The 16,272-nt window shown below is 70.9% G+C and carries 12 protein-coding genes; 8 read left to right on the top strand and 4 right to left on the bottom strand.

Going from position 1 to position 16,272, the window contains the following annotated elements:
* Positions 1-100 precede the first annotated feature (100 nt).
* A complete protein-coding gene (locus ACQUSR_RS27190; protein ID WP_431045247.1) occupies positions 101-1,705 on the bottom strand; it encodes an ABC transporter substrate-binding protein in 1,605 nt (534 codons plus the stop codon).
* A 116-nt stretch (positions 1,706-1,821) separates the two neighbouring features.
* Here ACQUSR_RS27190 and ACQUSR_RS27185 point away from each other — a divergent pair, with 116 nt between their 5' ends.
* Positions 1,822-2,058 (top strand): hypothetical protein, encoded by a 237-nt coding sequence (locus ACQUSR_RS27185; protein ID WP_431045246.1) that lies wholly within the window; start codon positions 1,822-1,824, stop codon positions 2,056-2,058.
* On the opposite strand, the gene ACQUSR_RS27180 is transcribed toward ACQUSR_RS27185, so the two are convergent.
* Positions 2,042-2,743, bottom strand: a complete 702-nt coding sequence (locus tag ACQUSR_RS27180) for an HAD family hydrolase (protein WP_431045245.1) — start codon at positions 2,741-2,743, stop codon at positions 2,042-2,044. The two genes, ACQUSR_RS27185 and ACQUSR_RS27180, sit on opposite strands and share 17 nt — an antisense overlap.
* 144 nt (positions 2,744-2,887) lie before the next feature.
* Positions 2,888-6,391: a methionine synthase gene (metH, locus tag ACQUSR_RS27175; RefSeq protein ID WP_431045244.1), complete on the bottom strand. Its 3,504-nt coding sequence runs from the start codon at positions 6,389-6,391 to the stop codon at positions 2,888-2,890.
* A 245-nt stretch (positions 6,392-6,636) separates the two neighbouring features.
* On the opposite strand from metH, the gene ACQUSR_RS27170 reads away from it, so the two are divergent.
* The 5 genes from ACQUSR_RS27170 to ACQUSR_RS27150 all read left to right on the top strand — a co-directional run bounded on the left by ACQUSR_RS27170 (position 6,637) and on the right by ACQUSR_RS27150 (position 13,429).
* A complete protein-coding gene (locus tag ACQUSR_RS27170; RefSeq protein WP_431045243.1) occupies positions 6,637-7,401 on the top strand; it encodes an IclR family transcriptional regulator in 765 nt (254 codons plus the stop codon).
* Between the two features lie 316 nt (positions 7,402-7,717).
* Positions 7,718-8,509 carry an MIP/aquaporin family protein gene (locus ACQUSR_RS27165; protein ID WP_431045242.1) on the top strand — a complete coding sequence of 264 codons (792 nt, stop codon included), beginning with the start codon at positions 7,718-7,720 and terminating at the stop codon, positions 8,507-8,509.
* Positions 8,510-8,555: 46 nt separating this feature from the next.
* Positions 8,556-10,103: a glycerol kinase GlpK gene (gene glpK, locus ACQUSR_RS27160; protein WP_431045241.1), complete on the top strand. Its 1,548-nt coding sequence runs from the start codon at positions 8,556-8,558 to the stop codon at positions 10,101-10,103.
* Positions 10,104-10,107: 4 nt separating this feature from the next.
* Positions 10,108-11,721, top strand: coding sequence for a glycerol-3-phosphate dehydrogenase/oxidase (locus ACQUSR_RS27155; RefSeq protein WP_431045240.1), 1,614 nt, complete (start codon positions 10,108-10,110; stop codon positions 11,719-11,721).
* A gap of 160 nt (positions 11,722-11,881) precedes the next feature.
* Positions 11,882-13,429, top strand: coding sequence for a PLP-dependent cysteine synthase family protein (locus ACQUSR_RS27150; protein ID WP_431045239.1), 1,548 nt, complete (start codon positions 11,882-11,884; stop codon positions 13,427-13,429).
* Positions 13,430-13,457: 28 nt separating this feature from the next.
* On the opposite strand, the gene ACQUSR_RS27145 is transcribed toward ACQUSR_RS27150, so the two are convergent.
* A complete protein-coding gene (locus ACQUSR_RS27145; RefSeq protein WP_431045238.1) occupies positions 13,458-14,456 on the bottom strand; it encodes an NADP-dependent oxidoreductase in 999 nt (332 codons plus the stop codon).
* Between the two features lie 103 nt (positions 14,457-14,559).
* Between ACQUSR_RS27145 and ACQUSR_RS27140 the strand changes: the two genes are divergently transcribed.
* Together ACQUSR_RS27140 and ACQUSR_RS27135 are read left to right on the top strand one after the other, a co-directional pair.
* Positions 14,560-15,498, top strand: coding sequence for a LysR family transcriptional regulator (locus ACQUSR_RS27140; RefSeq protein ID WP_431045237.1), 939 nt, complete (start codon positions 14,560-14,562; stop codon positions 15,496-15,498).
* 39 nt (positions 15,499-15,537) lie between these two features.
* A complete protein-coding gene (locus tag ACQUSR_RS27135) occupies positions 15,538-16,209 on the top strand; it encodes a FadR/GntR family transcriptional regulator (protein ID WP_431045236.1) in 672 nt (223 codons plus the stop codon).
* Positions 16,210-16,272: the final 63 nt, after the last annotated feature.

Genomic DNA, 16,272 nt, shown 5'->3' with positions numbered 1-16,272 from the left:
TCCGCCGACAGCGCGAGGGGCGCGGGTCAGGTGTGTACCGCTTGCGCGGTGTGCACCCGACCCGCGCCCCTGGCGCGTCGGTCAGCCCGTGGCGTGTCCGTCAGCCCTTGACGCCGCGGCTCAGCTCCCACAGCTGGAGCATGGCGGCCGAGTCCAGGGCGTACTCGATCCCGGTGATGTCGTCCTGGGCGGCCACGTACTGCTTGACCTGCCACAGCGGCAGCAGCGGCACGTCCTGCGCGACCAGGTTCTGGATCCGCTGGAGGTCCCGGACGGCCATCGAGCGCTGCGCCTGCTGACGGGTGCGGGGCAGCAGCTGGTTGTCGATGGCGTTGTTGCGGTAGGGCATCTTGAGGAAGTTCTGCTTGCCGACGAACGGCGCGATGTAGTTGTCCGCGTCCGGGAAGTCCGGGAACCAGCCGATGCCGAAGGCGGCGTACTTGCCCTCACCGGCGGCCGGGCGGAACTCGGTCCACTTCACACCCTTGATCTTCACGGAGAACAGGGCGCTGGCGTTGAGCTGGTCCCTGAGGACCGCGTACTCCTTGGCCGTGGACGGGCCGTAGTGGTCGGTGGAGTACGTCAGAGTCAGCTTCACCGGGGTCTGGATCCCGGCGCGGCTCAGCACCCGGCGCGCGGCGGCGATGTCGGGCTCACCGTACTCGTTGTGGAAGGAGTTGGTGTGGGAGAGGGTGCCGGCCGGAACCACTGAGTACAGGGCGTCACTGGTGCGCTTGTGGACGTCGCGGACCAGGTTCTGGCGGTTGATGATGTGGGCGATGGCCTGCCGGACCGCCTTGTTCCGCACGGGTGCGGCCTCGGTGTTGAAGGCGAGGTAGCGGACCGCCTGACCGGCGGACTCGGTGACCCGCACGCCCTCGACCTCGCCGGACTCCAGCTTCTCGATCTGCTCGGGGTTGAGCTCGCGGTTGGCGAGGTCGACCTCGCCGTCCGTCAGCCCCTTCTCCAGCTGGGCGGAGTCGTCGTAGAAGCGCATCTCGATCTTCGCGCTCTTGGGCTCCAGATCGCCCTTGTACTCCGGGTTCTTGGTGAAGACGGCCTTGACGACGCGGTTGTCCTGCTCTTCCGTCTCCACCTGGTACGGGCCGGATCCGGCGATCTCGAAGCCCTTGAGCAGGCTGCCCTTGGGGTAGACCTCGCTGTCGACGATGGCGGCGGCCTGGGTGGTGAGCTTGGAGGGGAAGGTGGCGTCCGGCGCGGAGAGGTGGATGACGACCTCGCGCTCGCTGGGGGTCTCCACCTTGTCGATGCTGGACAGCAGCGTCTCCGGGCCGCTCTCGTGGTGGATGTTCCGCACCCGGTCGAGGGAGAACTTCACATCCTCGGAGGTCAGCGCATGACCGCTGGCGAACTTGAGTCCGGACCGCAGCTTGCAGCGGTACTGCTCGCTCTGCCGGTCCTGGAAGCCGCAGCTCTCCGCGGCGTCGGGGACCGGCTCAGTGCCCGACCGCGGCAGCCGCATCAGCGTCTGGAAGGTGTTGTGCATGACGGACCACGCGGCCGCGTCGTAGGCCTGGGCCGGGTCCAGCGGCGCCGGGCCCCCCGAGGTGGCCTCGATGCGGTCGGTGGTCCCGACGACGATGGTTCCGCCATCGGAGCCTGACTCGTCCGTCCCCCCGCAGGCGGTGAGTACGGATGTCAGCAGGCCCGCTATGGCCGGCAGCACCAACGTCTTGCGCTTCATTGTCGGGAGTCTCCCTGCGGTCGTACAACGTGCTCGCGACGAGATTAGTCGGCGCTGCCAGGACCGCTGGAACACATTGGAGTTGAGGGGAAATCACGCGGCGATAACGTCACCGGATGATCGATATCCGAACGCTGGAACGTTTCGCGCGAGCCGCCACCAATCAGGACACAAAGGGGTACGTCTCCCCCGCCAAAAGGGGTGCGCAGCACATCACGGCCGCCCTGTCGATTCAGAACGCCGTGAGAAACGTCACGGAACCGGGGCGTGTCCCGATCACCGGAATTCGGCCGCCGCATTCCTTCGGCGAATACGGCGGCACGCGCCGTACACGACTCAACACATTAGCGTGATCAGCTCGTGCAGAAAAGGAAGGTCCACTTCTTCCAGTGACCTGACGACCGCACGGCCGGGGGCGGGCTCGATGGGCACCACCGACGGCACCGCGACCACCGGGCAGCCGGCCGACTCCGCGGCCGCCACACCCGTCAGCGTGTCCTCGACGACCACGCAGCGCCCAGGATCCGCGCCCAGTCCCGCGGCGGCCAGGAGGTAGGGGTCCGGATGCGGCTTCGTCCGCTCGACCTCGTCGCCCGCGACCGTCAGGTGGAAGTGCTCGGTGCCGATCGTGCCGAGGATCCGGTCCATGACCCGCCGGTGCGAGGCGGAGACCAGGGCTGTCGGCACGCCGTGGGCGACGAGCTCCGCCAGGAGCCGCCGCGCCCCGGGCAGCAGGGGCACATTGCCGTCGATCAGCTCGGTGAACCGGCTGTTCAGGAGTGTGGTGAGGTCGGCGAGCGCGATGTCCGCCCCGGTGGCCTCGATCAGGTATGAGGCGCTGCGGGTCATCGGGCCGCCGACGACGACCGCCCGGTGCTCCTCGGGCAGCACGTGCCCCAGTTCGGCGAAGATGGCGACCTCGGCGTCCCACCAGATGCCCTCGGTGTCCACCAGGGTGCCGTCCATGTCCAGCAGCACGGCCTGGAGCTCGGAACCTCCGGCCGGGCGGGTGGCGACGGCGGGGATGCTGCTGGTCATCCATGCACCTCCGTGAAGGGACGCGAAGGCCGGCCGCCATTCCACGTACGGAAGGCGACCGGCCTCTACCGGATCGTCCAGTTTACGTCGCGCCCTTCGGTCGCGCCCGTCAATTTCCGCGGGTGCGGCACGGCTGCCGGGCGTTCACCGGGCGTTGAAGTACTTGGCCTCCGGGTGGTGGATGACGATCGCGTCGGTGGACTGCTCCGGGTGGAGCTGGAACTCCTCCGACAGCTTCACCCCGATCCGCTCCGGCCGGAGCAGATCGGCGATCTTCGCGCGGTCCTCCAGGTCGGGGCAGGCGCCGTAGCCCAGGGAGAAGCGCGCGCCGCGGTACTTCAGGTCGAACATGTCCGCCACGTCCTCGGGGTCCTCGCCGCCGAAGCCCAGCTCGGCGCGGACCCGGGCGTGCCAGTACTCGGCCAGTGCCTCGGCGAGCTGGACGGACAGGCCGTGCAGCTCCAGGTAGTCCCGGTAGGAGTCGGCGGCGAACAGCTCGGCGGTGGCCTCCCCGATCCGGGAGCCGACGGTCACGACCTGAAGGCCCACCACGTCGGTCTCGCCGGAATCCTCCGGCCGGAAGAAGTCGGCCAGGCACAGCCGGCGGCCGCGGCGCTGGCGCGGGAAGGTGAAGCGGGTGAGCTCGCCGCCGTCCTCGCCGAGGAGGACCAAGGTGTCGCCCTTGGACACGCAGCGGAAGTAGCCGTAGACGACGGCCGCTTCGAGCAGGTTCTCGGTGTGCAGCTTGTCCAGCCAGCCGCGCAGCCGCGGCCGCCCCTCGGTCTCGACCAGCTCCTGGTAGCTGGGGCCGCCGGTGCGCGCCTCCTTGAGTCCCCACTGCCCCTTGAACAGCGCGCCCTCGTCCAGCCAGGAGGCATAGTCGGCCTGCTGGATGCCCTTGACGACGCGGGTGCCCCAGAACGGCGGCTCGGGGACGGGGTTGTCGGTGGCCACGTCGGAGCGCACCGGGCCCTGGTCGGGCTCCGGCTCGGCGACGACCGCGGCACGCTTGGGCACGCGGCGCTGCTTGAGCTCGGGCAGCGCCGCGCCGGGGACGCCGCGCTTGACCGCGATGAGGGCGTCCATGAGCCGCAGGCCCTCGAACGCGTCGCGGGCGTAGCGGACCTCGCCCTCGTAGATCTCGTGCAGGTCCTGCTCGACGTAGGCGCGGGTGAGGGCGGCGCCGCCGAGGATGACCGGGTAGTCGGCGGCCATCTTCCGCTGGTTCAGCTCCTCCAGGTTCTCCTTCATGATCACCGTGGACTTCACCAGCAGCCCGGACATGCCGATGACATCGGCCCGGTGCTCCTCGGCGGCCTCCAGGATCGCCGAGACCGGCTGCTTGATGCCGAGGTTGACGACGTTGTAGCCGTTGTTGGAGAGGATGATGTCCACGAGGTTCTTGCCGATGTCGTGGACGTCGCCGCGGACGGTGGCGAGCACGATGGTGCCCTTGCCCTCGGCGTCCGACTTCTCCATGTGCGGTTCGAGGTGGGCGACCGCGGTCTTCATGACCTCGGCGGACTGGAGGACGAACGGCAGCTGCATCTGGCCGGAGCCGAAGAGTTCGCCTACGACCTTCATGCCGTCCAGCAGCGTGTCGTTGACGATGTCGAGGGCGGGGCGGTCCGCCAGCGCGTCGTCGAGGTCCGCTTCGAGGCCGTTGCGCTCGCCGTCGATGATGCGCCGCTTGAGCCGCTCTTCCAGGGGCAGCGCGGCCAGCTCCTCGGCCTTGCTCGCCCTGAGGGACTTGGTGGTCGCGCCCTCGAACAGCTCCATGAGCTTCTGGAGGGGGTCGTATGCCTCGGTACGGCGGTCGTAGATCAGGTCGAGGGCCGTCGTCACCTGCTCCTCGTCGAAGCGGGCGATCGGCAGGATCTTCGAGGCGTGCACGATCGCCGAGTCGAGCCCGGCCTTCACGCACTCGTCCAGGAACACCGAGTTGAGCAGGATACGGGCGGCCGGGTTGAGGCCGAAGGAGATGTTGGACAGACCGAGGGTGGTCTGGACGTCCGGGTGGCGGCGCTTCAGCTCGCGGATCGCCTCGATGGTGGCGATGCCGTCCTTGCGGGACTCCTCCTGACCGGTGCAGATGGTGAAGGTCAGGGTGTCGATGAGGATGTCGGACTCGCGGATGCCCCAGTTGCCGCCGAGGTCGGCGATGAGCCGCTCGGCGATCTCGACCTTCTTCTCGGGCGTACGGGCCTGGCCCTCTTCGTCGATGGTCAGCGCGATCAGCGCGGCGCCGTGCTCCTGGGCGAGCCGGGTGACCTGGGCGAACCGCGACTCGGGGCCGTCGCCGTCCTCGTAGTTGACGGAGTTGATGACCGCGCGGCCGCCGAGCTTCTCCAGCCCGGCCTGGATCACGTCCACCTCGGTGGAGTCCAGCACGATGGGCAGGGTGGAGGCGGTGGCGAACCGTCCGGCCAGTTCCTCCATGTCGGCGACGCCGTCCCGGCCGACGTAGTCGACGCACAGGTCGAGCATGTGGGCGCCTTCGCGGATCTGGTCGCGGGCCATCTCCACGCAGTCGTCCCAGCGGCCGGACAGCATGGCCTCCCGGAACTTCTTCGACCCGTTGGCGTTGGTCCGCTCCCCGATCGCGAGGTACGAGGTGTCCTGACGGAACGGGACGGCCTGGTAGAGGGAGGCGGCGCCGGGCTCGGGGCGCGGGTCACGCGGGCCGGGGGTGAGGTCGCGGACCCGTTCCACCACCTGGCGCAGGTGCTCCGGGGTCGTACCGCAGCAGCCGCCGACCAGGGACAGCCCGTACTCGCGGACGAAGGTCTCCTGGGCGTCGGCCAGCTCCGACGCGGTGAGCGGGTAGTGCGCGCCGTCCTTGCCGAGGACCGGCAGACCGGCGTTGGGCATGCAGGACAGCGGGATCCGGGACTGCCGGGCCAGATAGCGCAGGTGCTCGCTCATCTCGGCCGGGCCGGTGGCGCAGTTCAGCCCGATCATGTCGATGCCCAGCGGCTCCAGCGCGGTGAGCGCGGCACCGATCTCGGAGCCGAGCAGCATGGTGCCGGTGGTCTCCACCGTGACCGAGCAGATCACCGGCAGGTCGGCGCCGGTGGCCTCCAGGGCGCGGCGGGCACCGAGGATCGCCGCCTTGGTCTGGAGCAGGTCCTGGGTCGTCTCCACCAGCAGGGCGTCCGCGCCACCGGCGATCATGCCCTCGGCGTTGGCCTGGTAGGCGTCACGCAGGGTGGTGTAGGGGGCGTGTCCGAGCGTGGGGAGCTTGGTGCCCGGGCCCATCGAGCCGAGCACCCAGCGCTGCTGTCCACCGGTCGAGTACGCGTCGGCGGCCTCGCGGGCGATCCTGGCGCCGGCCTCGGAGAGCTCGAAGACCCGGTCGGCGATGTCGTACTCGCCGAGTGCCGCGTGATTCGCGCCGAAGGTGTTGGTCTCCACGCAGTCGACGCCGACCGCGAAGTACTCCTCGTGCACCGAGCGGACGATGTCGGGGCGGGTGACGTTCAGGATCTCGTTGCAGCCTTCGAACTGCTGGAAGTCCTCCATAGAGGGGTCCTGCGCCTGGAGCATCGTGCCCATCGCCCCGTCGGCCACCACCACACGGGTGGCGAGTGCCCGGCGAAGCGCGTCGGCTCGGCTGCTGCTGGTGGACGGCGGCGTCTGTGCGGCCATGGAATGGACTCCCTGAGGTGCGACGGCTGTCGGCTTTGCGGCTCCGCGAGGAGGCGCACCTGGCCAGGGTAGCTGCCAGGGATGCCGCCGGCTCGGGTGTTCCACCACGCGGGACACTTAGGGCCCGCCCCCTTGACTGAAACGCGGCCGACCTTGATCGTCCGCGGCTCTCCCAGCTATCAAGAGGTCGGCATGGACCGATAGTGTTCAGCATTGTCGAACCGCATACCTGGGGAGGTTTCGCGATGGCACGGACCATCCAGTCGCTGGAGCGCGCGGCCGCGATGCTGCGTCTGCTGGCCGGCGGCGAGCGCCGGCTCGGTCTGTCCGACATCGCGTCCGCCCTGGGGCTCGCCAAGGGCACCGCGCACGGCATCCTGCGCACCCTCCAGCAGGAGGGTTTCGTGGAGCAGGACGCGGCCTCGGGCCGCTATCAGCTCGGGGCCGAGCTGCTGCGCCTGGGCAACAGCTATCTGGACGTGCACGAGTTGCGCGCCCGGGCCCTGGTGTGGGCGGACGACCTGGCGCGGTCCAGCGGGGAGAGCGTCTATCTGGGCGTACTGCACCAGCAGGGGGTGCTCATCGTCCACCACGTCTTCCGGCCGGACGACAGCCGCCAGGTGCTGGAGGTCGGCGCGATGCAGCCGCTGCACAGCACGGCCCTGGGCAAGGTGCTGTCCGCGTACGACCCGGTGGCGCACAGCGAGGCGGCGGAGGGCGAGCGGAAACCGTTCACCCCGCGCACGGTGACCGATCTGGAGGAGTTCGAGAAGGTCCTGGACCTCACGCGGGCGCGCGGCTGGGGCGCGGACGTCGAGGAGACCTGGGAGGGCGTCGCGTCGGTCGCGGCCCCCATCCACGATCGGCGGCGAATGCCGGTGGGCGCGGTGGGCGTCACCGGCGCGGTGGAGCGGGTCTGCGTGGCCGGCGAGCTGCGGTCCGAGCTGGTCGCGGCGGTACGGGACTACGCGCGGGCCATCTCGCGCGATCTGGGCGCCAGCCGCTTCTGAGCCCGCACGCCGCCTGGAGCATCCCCTTCGCCCGGTTTCCGAACGGCCTCGACTCTGCTTTCGGCCACCGCTCGGCCTGCTCCGGCCGGATCATCACGGTTGGGTTACCAGCGGGTTTTCGCTTCTCGCGACCCTTGACGCTCTCTTCACGGTGCAGAAAACTGCCGTTCATCGGTCGGCATTGTCGAACACCTGACGACAATATTCGCTATGGTGGACTCGCCGCGGGCCGACCAACGCCCTCACCGAGAGGGCGCGGACCACCGGAGGGACCCGGGGTTCGCCTTCCCCTGGACGAAGGACAAAGGAGTCGCGGGTGTCCAGCTCCGACATCTTCATCGGCGAGACCATCGGTACCGCCATACTCATCCTGCTCGGTGGCGGCGTGTGCGCCGCCGTCACGCTCAAGAGCTCCAAGGCCCGCAACGCCGGGTGGCTCGCCATCACCTTCGGGTGGGGCTTCGCCGTGCTCACCGCCGCGTACATCTCCGCCCCCCTCTCCGGCGCCCACCTCAACCCTGCCGTCACTCTCGGCCTGGCGATAGAGGGCGGTACGGAATGGGGCGACGTCCCCCTCTACATCGCCTCCCAGATGCTGGGCGCGATCGTCGGCGCCGCACTGGTCTGGGTCACCTACCAGGGCCAGTTCACCGCGCACCTGACCGATCAGGAGATCGTCGGCGGTCCGGGCGCGCAGGACACGGCGGCGGCCCTCAAGCAGCAGGCCGGCCCCGGCCCGGTGCTCGGCGTCTTCTCCACCGGCCCCGAGATCCGCAACACCGCGCAGAACCTGGCCACCGAGATCATCGGCACCGCGGTGCTCGTCCTCGCCATCCTCACCCAGGGGCTCAACAACGAGGGCAACGGCCTCGGCGTCCTCGGCGTGATGGCCACCTCGTTCGTCGTCGTCGGCATCGGCCTGTCGCTGGGCGGCCCCACCGGCTACGCCATCAACCCGGCCCGCGACCTGGGCCCGCGCATCACGCACGCCCTCCTGCCGCTGCCCAACAAGGGCGGCTCGGACTGGGCCTACGCCTGGATTCCCGTCGTCGGCCCGCTCGTGGGCGCCGCCCTGGCCGGCGGCCTCTACAAGCTGGCCTTCGTCTGAGCCCGACGCCCCCGTTCCCACAGACTTCGCAGGAGAGCGACACACCATGACCGAGACACACACCACCGGCGCCACCTCGCACGGCCACGGCCCGTTCATCGCGGCGATCGACCAGGGCACCACCTCCAGCCGCTGCATCGTCTTCGACCGCGACGGCCGCATCGTCTCCGTCGACCAGAAGGAGCACGAGCAGATCTTCCCCAAGCCGGGCTGGGTGGAGCACAACGCCACCGAGATCTGGCAGAACGTCCAGGAGGTCGTCGCCGGGGCGATCAGCAAGGCCGGGATCACCGCCGCCGACGTCAAGGCGATCGGTATCACCAACCAGCGCGAGACCACCCTGCTGTGGGACAAGGCGACCGGCGAGCCGGTGCACAACGCCCTGGTCTGGCAGGACACCCGTACCGACGCGCTGTGCAAGGAGCTCGGCCGCAACGTCGGCCAGGACCGCTTCCGCCGCGAGACCGGGCTGCCGCTCGCGTCGTACTTCTCCGGCCCGAAGGTCCGCTGGCTGCTGGACAACGTCGAGGGGCTGCGCGAGCGCGCGGAGGCCGGCGAGATCCTCTTCGGCACGATGGACTCCTGGGTCATCTGGAACCTCACCGGCGGTGTCGACGGCGGTCACCACGTCACCGACGTCACCAACGCCTCCCGCACCATGCTGATGAACCTGCACACCATGGAGTGGGACGACAAGATCCTGTCCTCCATGGAGATCCCGGCGGCGGTGCTGCCGGAGATCCGGTCCTCCGCCGAGGTGTACGGGCACGTCAAGGGCGGCGTCCTGGACGGCGTTCCGGTCGCCTCCGCGCTCGGTGACCAGCAGGCGGCTCTGTTCGGCCAGACCTGCTTCGCCGAGGGCGAGGCCAAGTCCACGTACGGCACCGGCACCTTCATGCTGATGAACACCGGCGAGAAGATCATCAACTCCTACAGCGGCCTGCTGACCACGGTCGGCTACCGGATCGGCGACCAGAAGCCGGTCTACGCGCTGGAGGGCTCCATCGCCGTCACCGGTTCGCTGGTGCAGTGGATGCGCGACCAAATGGGCCTGATCAAGAGCGCGGCCGAGATCGAGACGCTCGCCAGCTCCGTCGAGGACAACGGCGGCGCCTACTTCGTACCGGCCTTCTCCGGCCTGTTCGCCCCGTACTGGCGCTCGGACGCCCGCGGTGTGATCGCCGGTCTGACCCGGTACGTCACCAAGGCGCACATCGCCCGCGCCGTGCTCGAGGCCACCGCCTGGCAGACCCGCGAGATCACCGACGCCATGACCAAGGACTCCGGCGTCGAGCTGGCCGCGCTGAAGGTCGACGGCGGCATGACCTCCAACAACCTGCTGATGCAGACCATCTCGGACTTCGCGGACGCGCCGGTGGTGCGCCCGATGGTCGCCGAGACGACCTGCCTCGGCGCCGCCTACGCCGCCGGTCTCGCCGTCGGCTTCTGGCCGGACACCGACGCCCTGCGCGCCAACTGGCGCCGGGCCGCCGAGTGGACCCCCCGTATGGACGCGGACGTACGCGACCGCGAGTACAAGAACTGGCTCAAGGCCGTCGAGCGGACCATGGGCTGGATCGAGGACGAGGAGTAATCATATGACCACCCTGCAGAGCGCCCCGGCCCTCGGTGCGCACCCGGCTGCCGGCTCGAACCCGAGCCGCGCCGAGACCCGGGAACAGCTGTCGAAGGCTTCGTACGACCTCCTGGTGATCGGTGGCGGCATTCTGGGCATCACCACCGCCTGGCACGCCGCGCAGTCCGGACTGCGGGTGGCCATGGTGGACGCCGGCGACTTCGCCGGCGCCACCTCCTCCGCCTCCTCCAAGCTGCTCCACGGCGGCCTGCGCTACCTCCAGACCGGCGCGGTCAAGCTGGTCGCCGAGAACCACTTCGAGCGGCGCGCGGTCTCCCGTACCGTCGCCCCGCACCTGGCGAACCCGCTCACCTTCTACCTGCCCGTCTACAAGGGCGGTCCGCACGGCGCGGCCAAGCTCGGCGCGGGTGTCTTCGCCTACTCCGCGCTCTCCGCCTTCCGGGACGGCGTCGGCCACGTCATCAGCCCGGAGAAGGCCGCGCGGGACGTGCCGGAGCTGCGCACCGACAACCTCAAGGCGGTCGCGGTCTACGGCGACGGCCAGATGAACGACAGCCGGATGGCGCTGATGACGGTGCGCGCGGCGGTCGAGGCGGGCGCGACCGTCCTCAACCACGCCGAGGTCACCGGGCTGCGCTTCACCGGCGGCCGGGTCACCGGCGCGGAGCTGAAGGACCGTACCGACGGCACCGAGTTCGGGGTCGACGCCCGTCTGGTGCTCAACGCCACCGGCCCGTGGGTGGACCACCTGCGCAAGATGGAGGACCCGAACGCAGCGCCGTCCATCCGCCTGTCCAAGGGCGCGCACCTGGTCCTCAAGCGCACCTCCCCCTGGAAGGCCGCGCTGGCGACCCCGATCGACAAGTACCGCATCACCTTCGCCCTGCCCTGGGAGGACATGCTCCTGCTCGGCACCACCGACGAGGAGTTCGAGGGCGACCCGGCGGACTGCCAGGCCAACGACAAGGACATAGCCCAGATCCTGGACGAGGCCGCGTTCTCCATCCGCGACCAGCAGCTCTCCCGCGACCTGATCACCTACGCCTTCGCGGGCCTGCGGGTGCTCCCGGGCGGCCCGGGCGACACCGCCAAGGCCAAGCGCGAGACGGTCGTCACCGAGGGCAAGGGCGGCATGCTGTCCATCGCGGGCGGCAAGTGGACGACCTTCCGGCACATCGGCCGCACCGTCATGAACAAGCTCGCCCAGCTGCCGGGCCGGCCGCTCGCGGACGACATGGAGCCGCTGTCCCAGCTGCCCAAGCACATGCCGCTGCCCGGCCTGGCCAACCCGCAGGCGGTCGCGCACCGGCTGCTGGTCGACGGCGGTACGCCCGGCCCGCGGATGTCCGCCGACACCGCCCGCCACCTGGCCACCCACTACGGCTCGCTGTCCTTCGACATCGCCCGGCTGGCCAACGAGGACCCAGCGCTGGCCGAGCGGATCCACCCCGACGCCCCGGAGATCTGGGCGCAGGTCGTCTACGCCCGCGACCTGGAGTGGGCGGAGACCGCGGAGGACGTGCTGCGTCGCCGCACCACGCTGACGATCCGCGGCCTGGACACCGACGAGGTCCGAGCCAAGGTCCAGGGCCTGCTGGACGCCCGGCAGAGCTGATCCTCAGCCGAACCCGCCGAGGGGAGGGGCCCGTTCCCGGGCCGCTCCCCTCGCGTTCGTATGACAGCACTGCGGGCGTTCGGAAGGGCGGCACCCCCGATACGGTCAAGTTCAGCGGAACTCCGTCAGCCCTCGCGGAGCCGCTGGAAGAGTTGATCGCATGGACGTGTACGCATCTTTGACCGACGCCGTGGGCGACACCCCGATGGTGCGGCTGAACCGGATCACCGCGGGCCTCACCGCGCCCGTCTACGCCAAGCTCGAGTACGTCAATCCCGGCGGCAGCGTGAAGGACCGGGCCGCGCTGGCGATGGTGCGGGCGGCCGAGGAGTCCGGGGAGCTGCGGCCCGGCGGCACCATCGTGGAGGGCACCTCGGGCAACACCGGGGTGGGCCTGGCGATGGTGGCGGCCCAGCGCGGCTACCGCTGCGTGTTCGCCCTGCCGGACAAGACCAGCGACGAGAAGGTCGCCGTGCTGCGGGCGTACGGGGCGCGGGTCGTGCTGTGCCGCAGCGGCCTGCCACTCGAGCACCCCGGCCACGTGTTCAACACGGCGGTCCGGATCGCGGCCGAGACGCCCGGCGGCTGGCACGCCAACCAGTACGACAACGGCGCCAACCCGGTGGCGCACTACCGCACCACGGGCCCGGAGATCTGGCGGCAGACGGACGGCCGGATCACGCACCTGGTGGCCGGGGTCGGCACCGGGGGGACGATCACCGGGACGGGCGAGTACCTCAAGGAGGCCAGCGGCGGGCGGGTCACCGTGGTGGGCGCCGACCCCGAGGCGTCCCGGTACTCGGGCGGCGACGGCCGCCCGTACTTCGTCGAGAGCATCGGGCACTACCTGCACCCGGAGACCGTCGAGGACCGGTGGCCGGAGTGCTATCGCCGGTCGGCGGTGGACCGCTTCGAGCGGATCGGCGACCGCGAATCGCTGCTGACGGCCCGTCGGCTGGCGCGCGAGGAGGGGTTGCTGGCGGGCGGCTCGGCGGGCACCGCGGTGGCGGGCGCGCTGCGGGTCGCGGCCGAGCTGGGCCCGGACGACCTGGTGGTCGTGGTGCTGCCGGACTCCGGCCGCAACTATCTCTCCAAGGTCCATGACGACGGGTGGCTGCGGCACTGGGGCTTTCTCGACGGCGACGGGACCCGGCCGGTGGTCGGCGACGCCGCGAGCACGCCGCTGGGGATGTCCCTGCGGCCCTCGGGAACCGTCAGGCAGGCGCTGGCGGCGCTGGAGGAGCGGGCTCGGCAGAACGGGTCCGACGGGCACGGAGCTGACGCGGCGGCGCTGGTGACGATGGTTCCGGAGCGCCCGGAGCGACCGGTCATGGGCACGGAGATCGTCGGCAGCGTCACCGCGCGGCTGCTGCGGGAGGCGGTGGCCACGAGTGCGGCGCACCCGGACGACGCGCTGCGCGACCATCTCGCCCCGCCGCCGCCCGCCTTCGGCAGCGGCGAGCCGGCGGCCGACGCCCTGGCAGCGCTGGACGGGCACGCCGCGGAGACCGCCGTGGTGCTGCTCGACGGCCGCGCGCAGGCGCTGGTCGGCCGTGCCGCCCTGGCAGCCCTGGTGCGTTCCCGAGACGCGGCGTCCGGTGCGCGGGACGCCGCGACGGACGACACAACGGAGGCGGCGACGGACACCACGCCAGATGTCGCGACGGACGACAAGAGGGACGCCGCGGCGGCGCCTGTCGGAGCCTGAGACGGCAGGGCGGGGGCGTCGGCGCGGCTCAGACCTCGCCGACCTGGACGATCATCTTGCCGGTGTTCTCGCCCCGCAGCATCCCGAGGAAGGCGTCCACGACACGGTCGAAGCCCGCCACGACGGTCTCGTCGGGCACGAGCCGTCCAGACCGCAGATGCGGCGCCGCGAAGGCCTCCAACTCGCTCTGCACATGGCGGTGGTTGCGCACCAGGAAGCCTTCCATCCGGATGCTCTTGCCCACCACGTCGTACAGGTTGCGCGGTGCGGGCGGCGGTGCACTGCTGTTGTACTGGGCGACCGCCCCGCACCACGCGATCCGGCCGTGGTCGCGCAACGCGCTGATCGCCCCTTCGAGGTGGTCACCGCCGACGTTGTCCAGAAAGACGTCGATGCCGTCGGGGGCGGCGCGCCGCAACTGGTCGCCGACCGGGCCGTCGTGGTAGTCGAAGGCCGCGTCGAAGCCCAGGTCGCGGGTGAGGTGGGCGACCTTGGCGGGCGAACCCGCGCTGCCGATGACGCGCCCGGCGCCCAGCAACCGGGCGATCTGTCCCGCGGCGCTGCCCACGCCGCCGGCCGCCGCGGAGATGAACACCGACTCCCCCGGCCGCAGTTGGGCGATCTTGACCAGCCCGACGTAGGCACTCAGGCCCGTACCGCCGAGCACGCTCAGATACGCGCTCAGCGGAACGCCCGGCAGCGGCCGCAGCACACGCGCCTCCTCGGGCCGTACGAGCGCGTGGGTGCGCCACCCGTGCCGGTGGAAGACGAGCTCTCCGACGGACAGCCGCGCGTCCCCGGACGCCACGACGCGCCCGATGGCCCGGCCCTCCAAAGGCGCGTGCAGCTCCCATTCCCCGTCCATGCCCTCGCGGTGGTACGGGTCGACGGACAGATAGATGTTCTCCACGAGGGCGGTGCCGTCCCTGAGGGACGGCGGGTCCTCCGTGACGAAGGCGAAGTTCGCCGCGGTGGGGAACCCCTGCGGCCTGCTGATCTGGTGCACGGCTCGTGCGCTGCTGGACATGCCCGCCACGCTAGGAGCCGCGGGCGGGTGCCGGGCAGAGCCGCCCGTCACTGGAACACCCCCTTCCATGAGGTGTCTTCATGGAAGGGGATAGGTTGACGGCATGACCGACCTCGCCCCCCAGGAGCTGCGCGTCCTCGTCGCCGTCGACCGCGAGCGTGGCTTCACGGCCGCCGCCGACCGGCTCGGCCTGACCCAGTCCGCCGTGTCCCACACCGTGCGCGGCTGCGAGCGCAAGGTCGGCGCGGTGCTCTTCGACCGCGGCCGGTACGGCGCGCGCCCCACTCCCGCCGGGGAGCGCGTCGTCGCGCACGCGCGGCAGATCCTCCGGCTGCTGGAGTCGATGGGCGCCGAGGCGCGCGCCGCCGCCGGCGGCGAGCCGGAGGAGCTGTCCGGCCCGCTGCGGATCGCGGCGTTCCGCAGCGCCGCGGCGCATCTGCTGCCCGCCGTGCTGGAGCGGCTGACCGCCCGCCACCCGCGGCTCACCCCGCAGGTGCGGATCGTGCGGGAGATCGGGCGCGGTACGGCGGGCGAGGTGGCGGACGGCCACGCGGACCTGGGCATCGCCACGCTCTCGCCCGGTACCGAGCCGGCCGCGGGGCTGCTGGTCGGGGAGCTGTTCGAGGAGACGTACGCGCTGGCGCATCCGGTGGGGCACCCCGATCCGCGCGGTCTGCCGCTGATCGACTGGGACGAGAACTGCGGTTCGTACACCCGGCGGTGGTGGTCCGAGCAGGACTGGCTGCCGAAGGCGACCATCACCGCCGAGGACGACAGCGTCGTGCTGTCCATGGTCGCCCAGGGCATGGGCATGGCTATCGTGCCCGAACTGACCCTGGCCGGGGCCCCGTCCGGGATCGCCGTCGCCTCCCTCGCACCGCGCCCGCCGACCCGGGGCGTCGGCTACGTCACCACGCCCGCGCTGGCCCGCACCCGCGAGGTCCGGGAACTCATACGGGAACTGCGCGCGGCCCGATCGGACCGGTCCGTACCGGCCCAGGCCGGCGCCGACGCCGCGGTCGCGGCACCCACCGGGCCATAATGAGAACCAGACATCGGACGTCTTATGGGGAGGCCCATCATGGCGGTCACCGACGAGGCGATCGAGAAGATCAAGGACATGATCGTCTCGGGTGCCCTGCGGCCAGGTGACCGCCTCCCCAAGGAGAGCCAACTCGCCGCCGAGCTGGGGCTGTCCCGCAACTCGCTGCGGGAGGCCGTACGGGCCCTGTCGCTGATCCGCGTCCTGGATGTACGGCAGGGCGACGGCACCTACGTCACGAGCCTCGACCCCCAACTGCTGCTGCAGGACCTCAGTTTCGTCGTGGACTTCCACCAGGACGACACGGCGCTGGAGTTCCTGGCCGTCCGCCGCGTCCTGGAGCCCGCGGCGACCGCGCTGGCCTGCGCCCGGATCACCGACGCGGAGCTGGACGAGCTGTCGGCCCATCTGGACGCGCTGGGCCCGCGGCCGTCGGTGCGGCAACTGGTCGACTGCGACCTGGAGTTCCACCGCCGCATCGCCCGGGCGTCCGGCAACAGTGTGCTCTGCTCGCTGCTGGACGGCCTGTCCGGGCCGACCACCCGGGCCCGGGTCTGGCGCACTCTGACGCGGAACGGCGCGGCCGCCCGCACCCTGTACGAGCACCGCGCGATCCTGGGCGCGCTGCGCGACCGGGACACGGAGGCCGCCCGCTCGTGGGCGACGGTCCACGTCGCGAGCGCCGAGCACTGGCTGCGCGCCGCGCTGTGATCGAGGCGCCCGGAAGGTCTCCCTGGTGGCCATGGATGAACATCGGACCTTTCACGGTGGTCC

The sequence above is a fragment of the Streptomyces sp. P1-3 genome (assembly GCF_050613155.1).
Lineage (GTDB): Bacteria > Actinomycetota > Actinomycetes > Streptomycetales > Streptomycetaceae > Streptomyces.
Note: the sequence above shows the minus strand (reverse complement) of the source record. Positions and strands in the feature narration are given on the sequence as shown.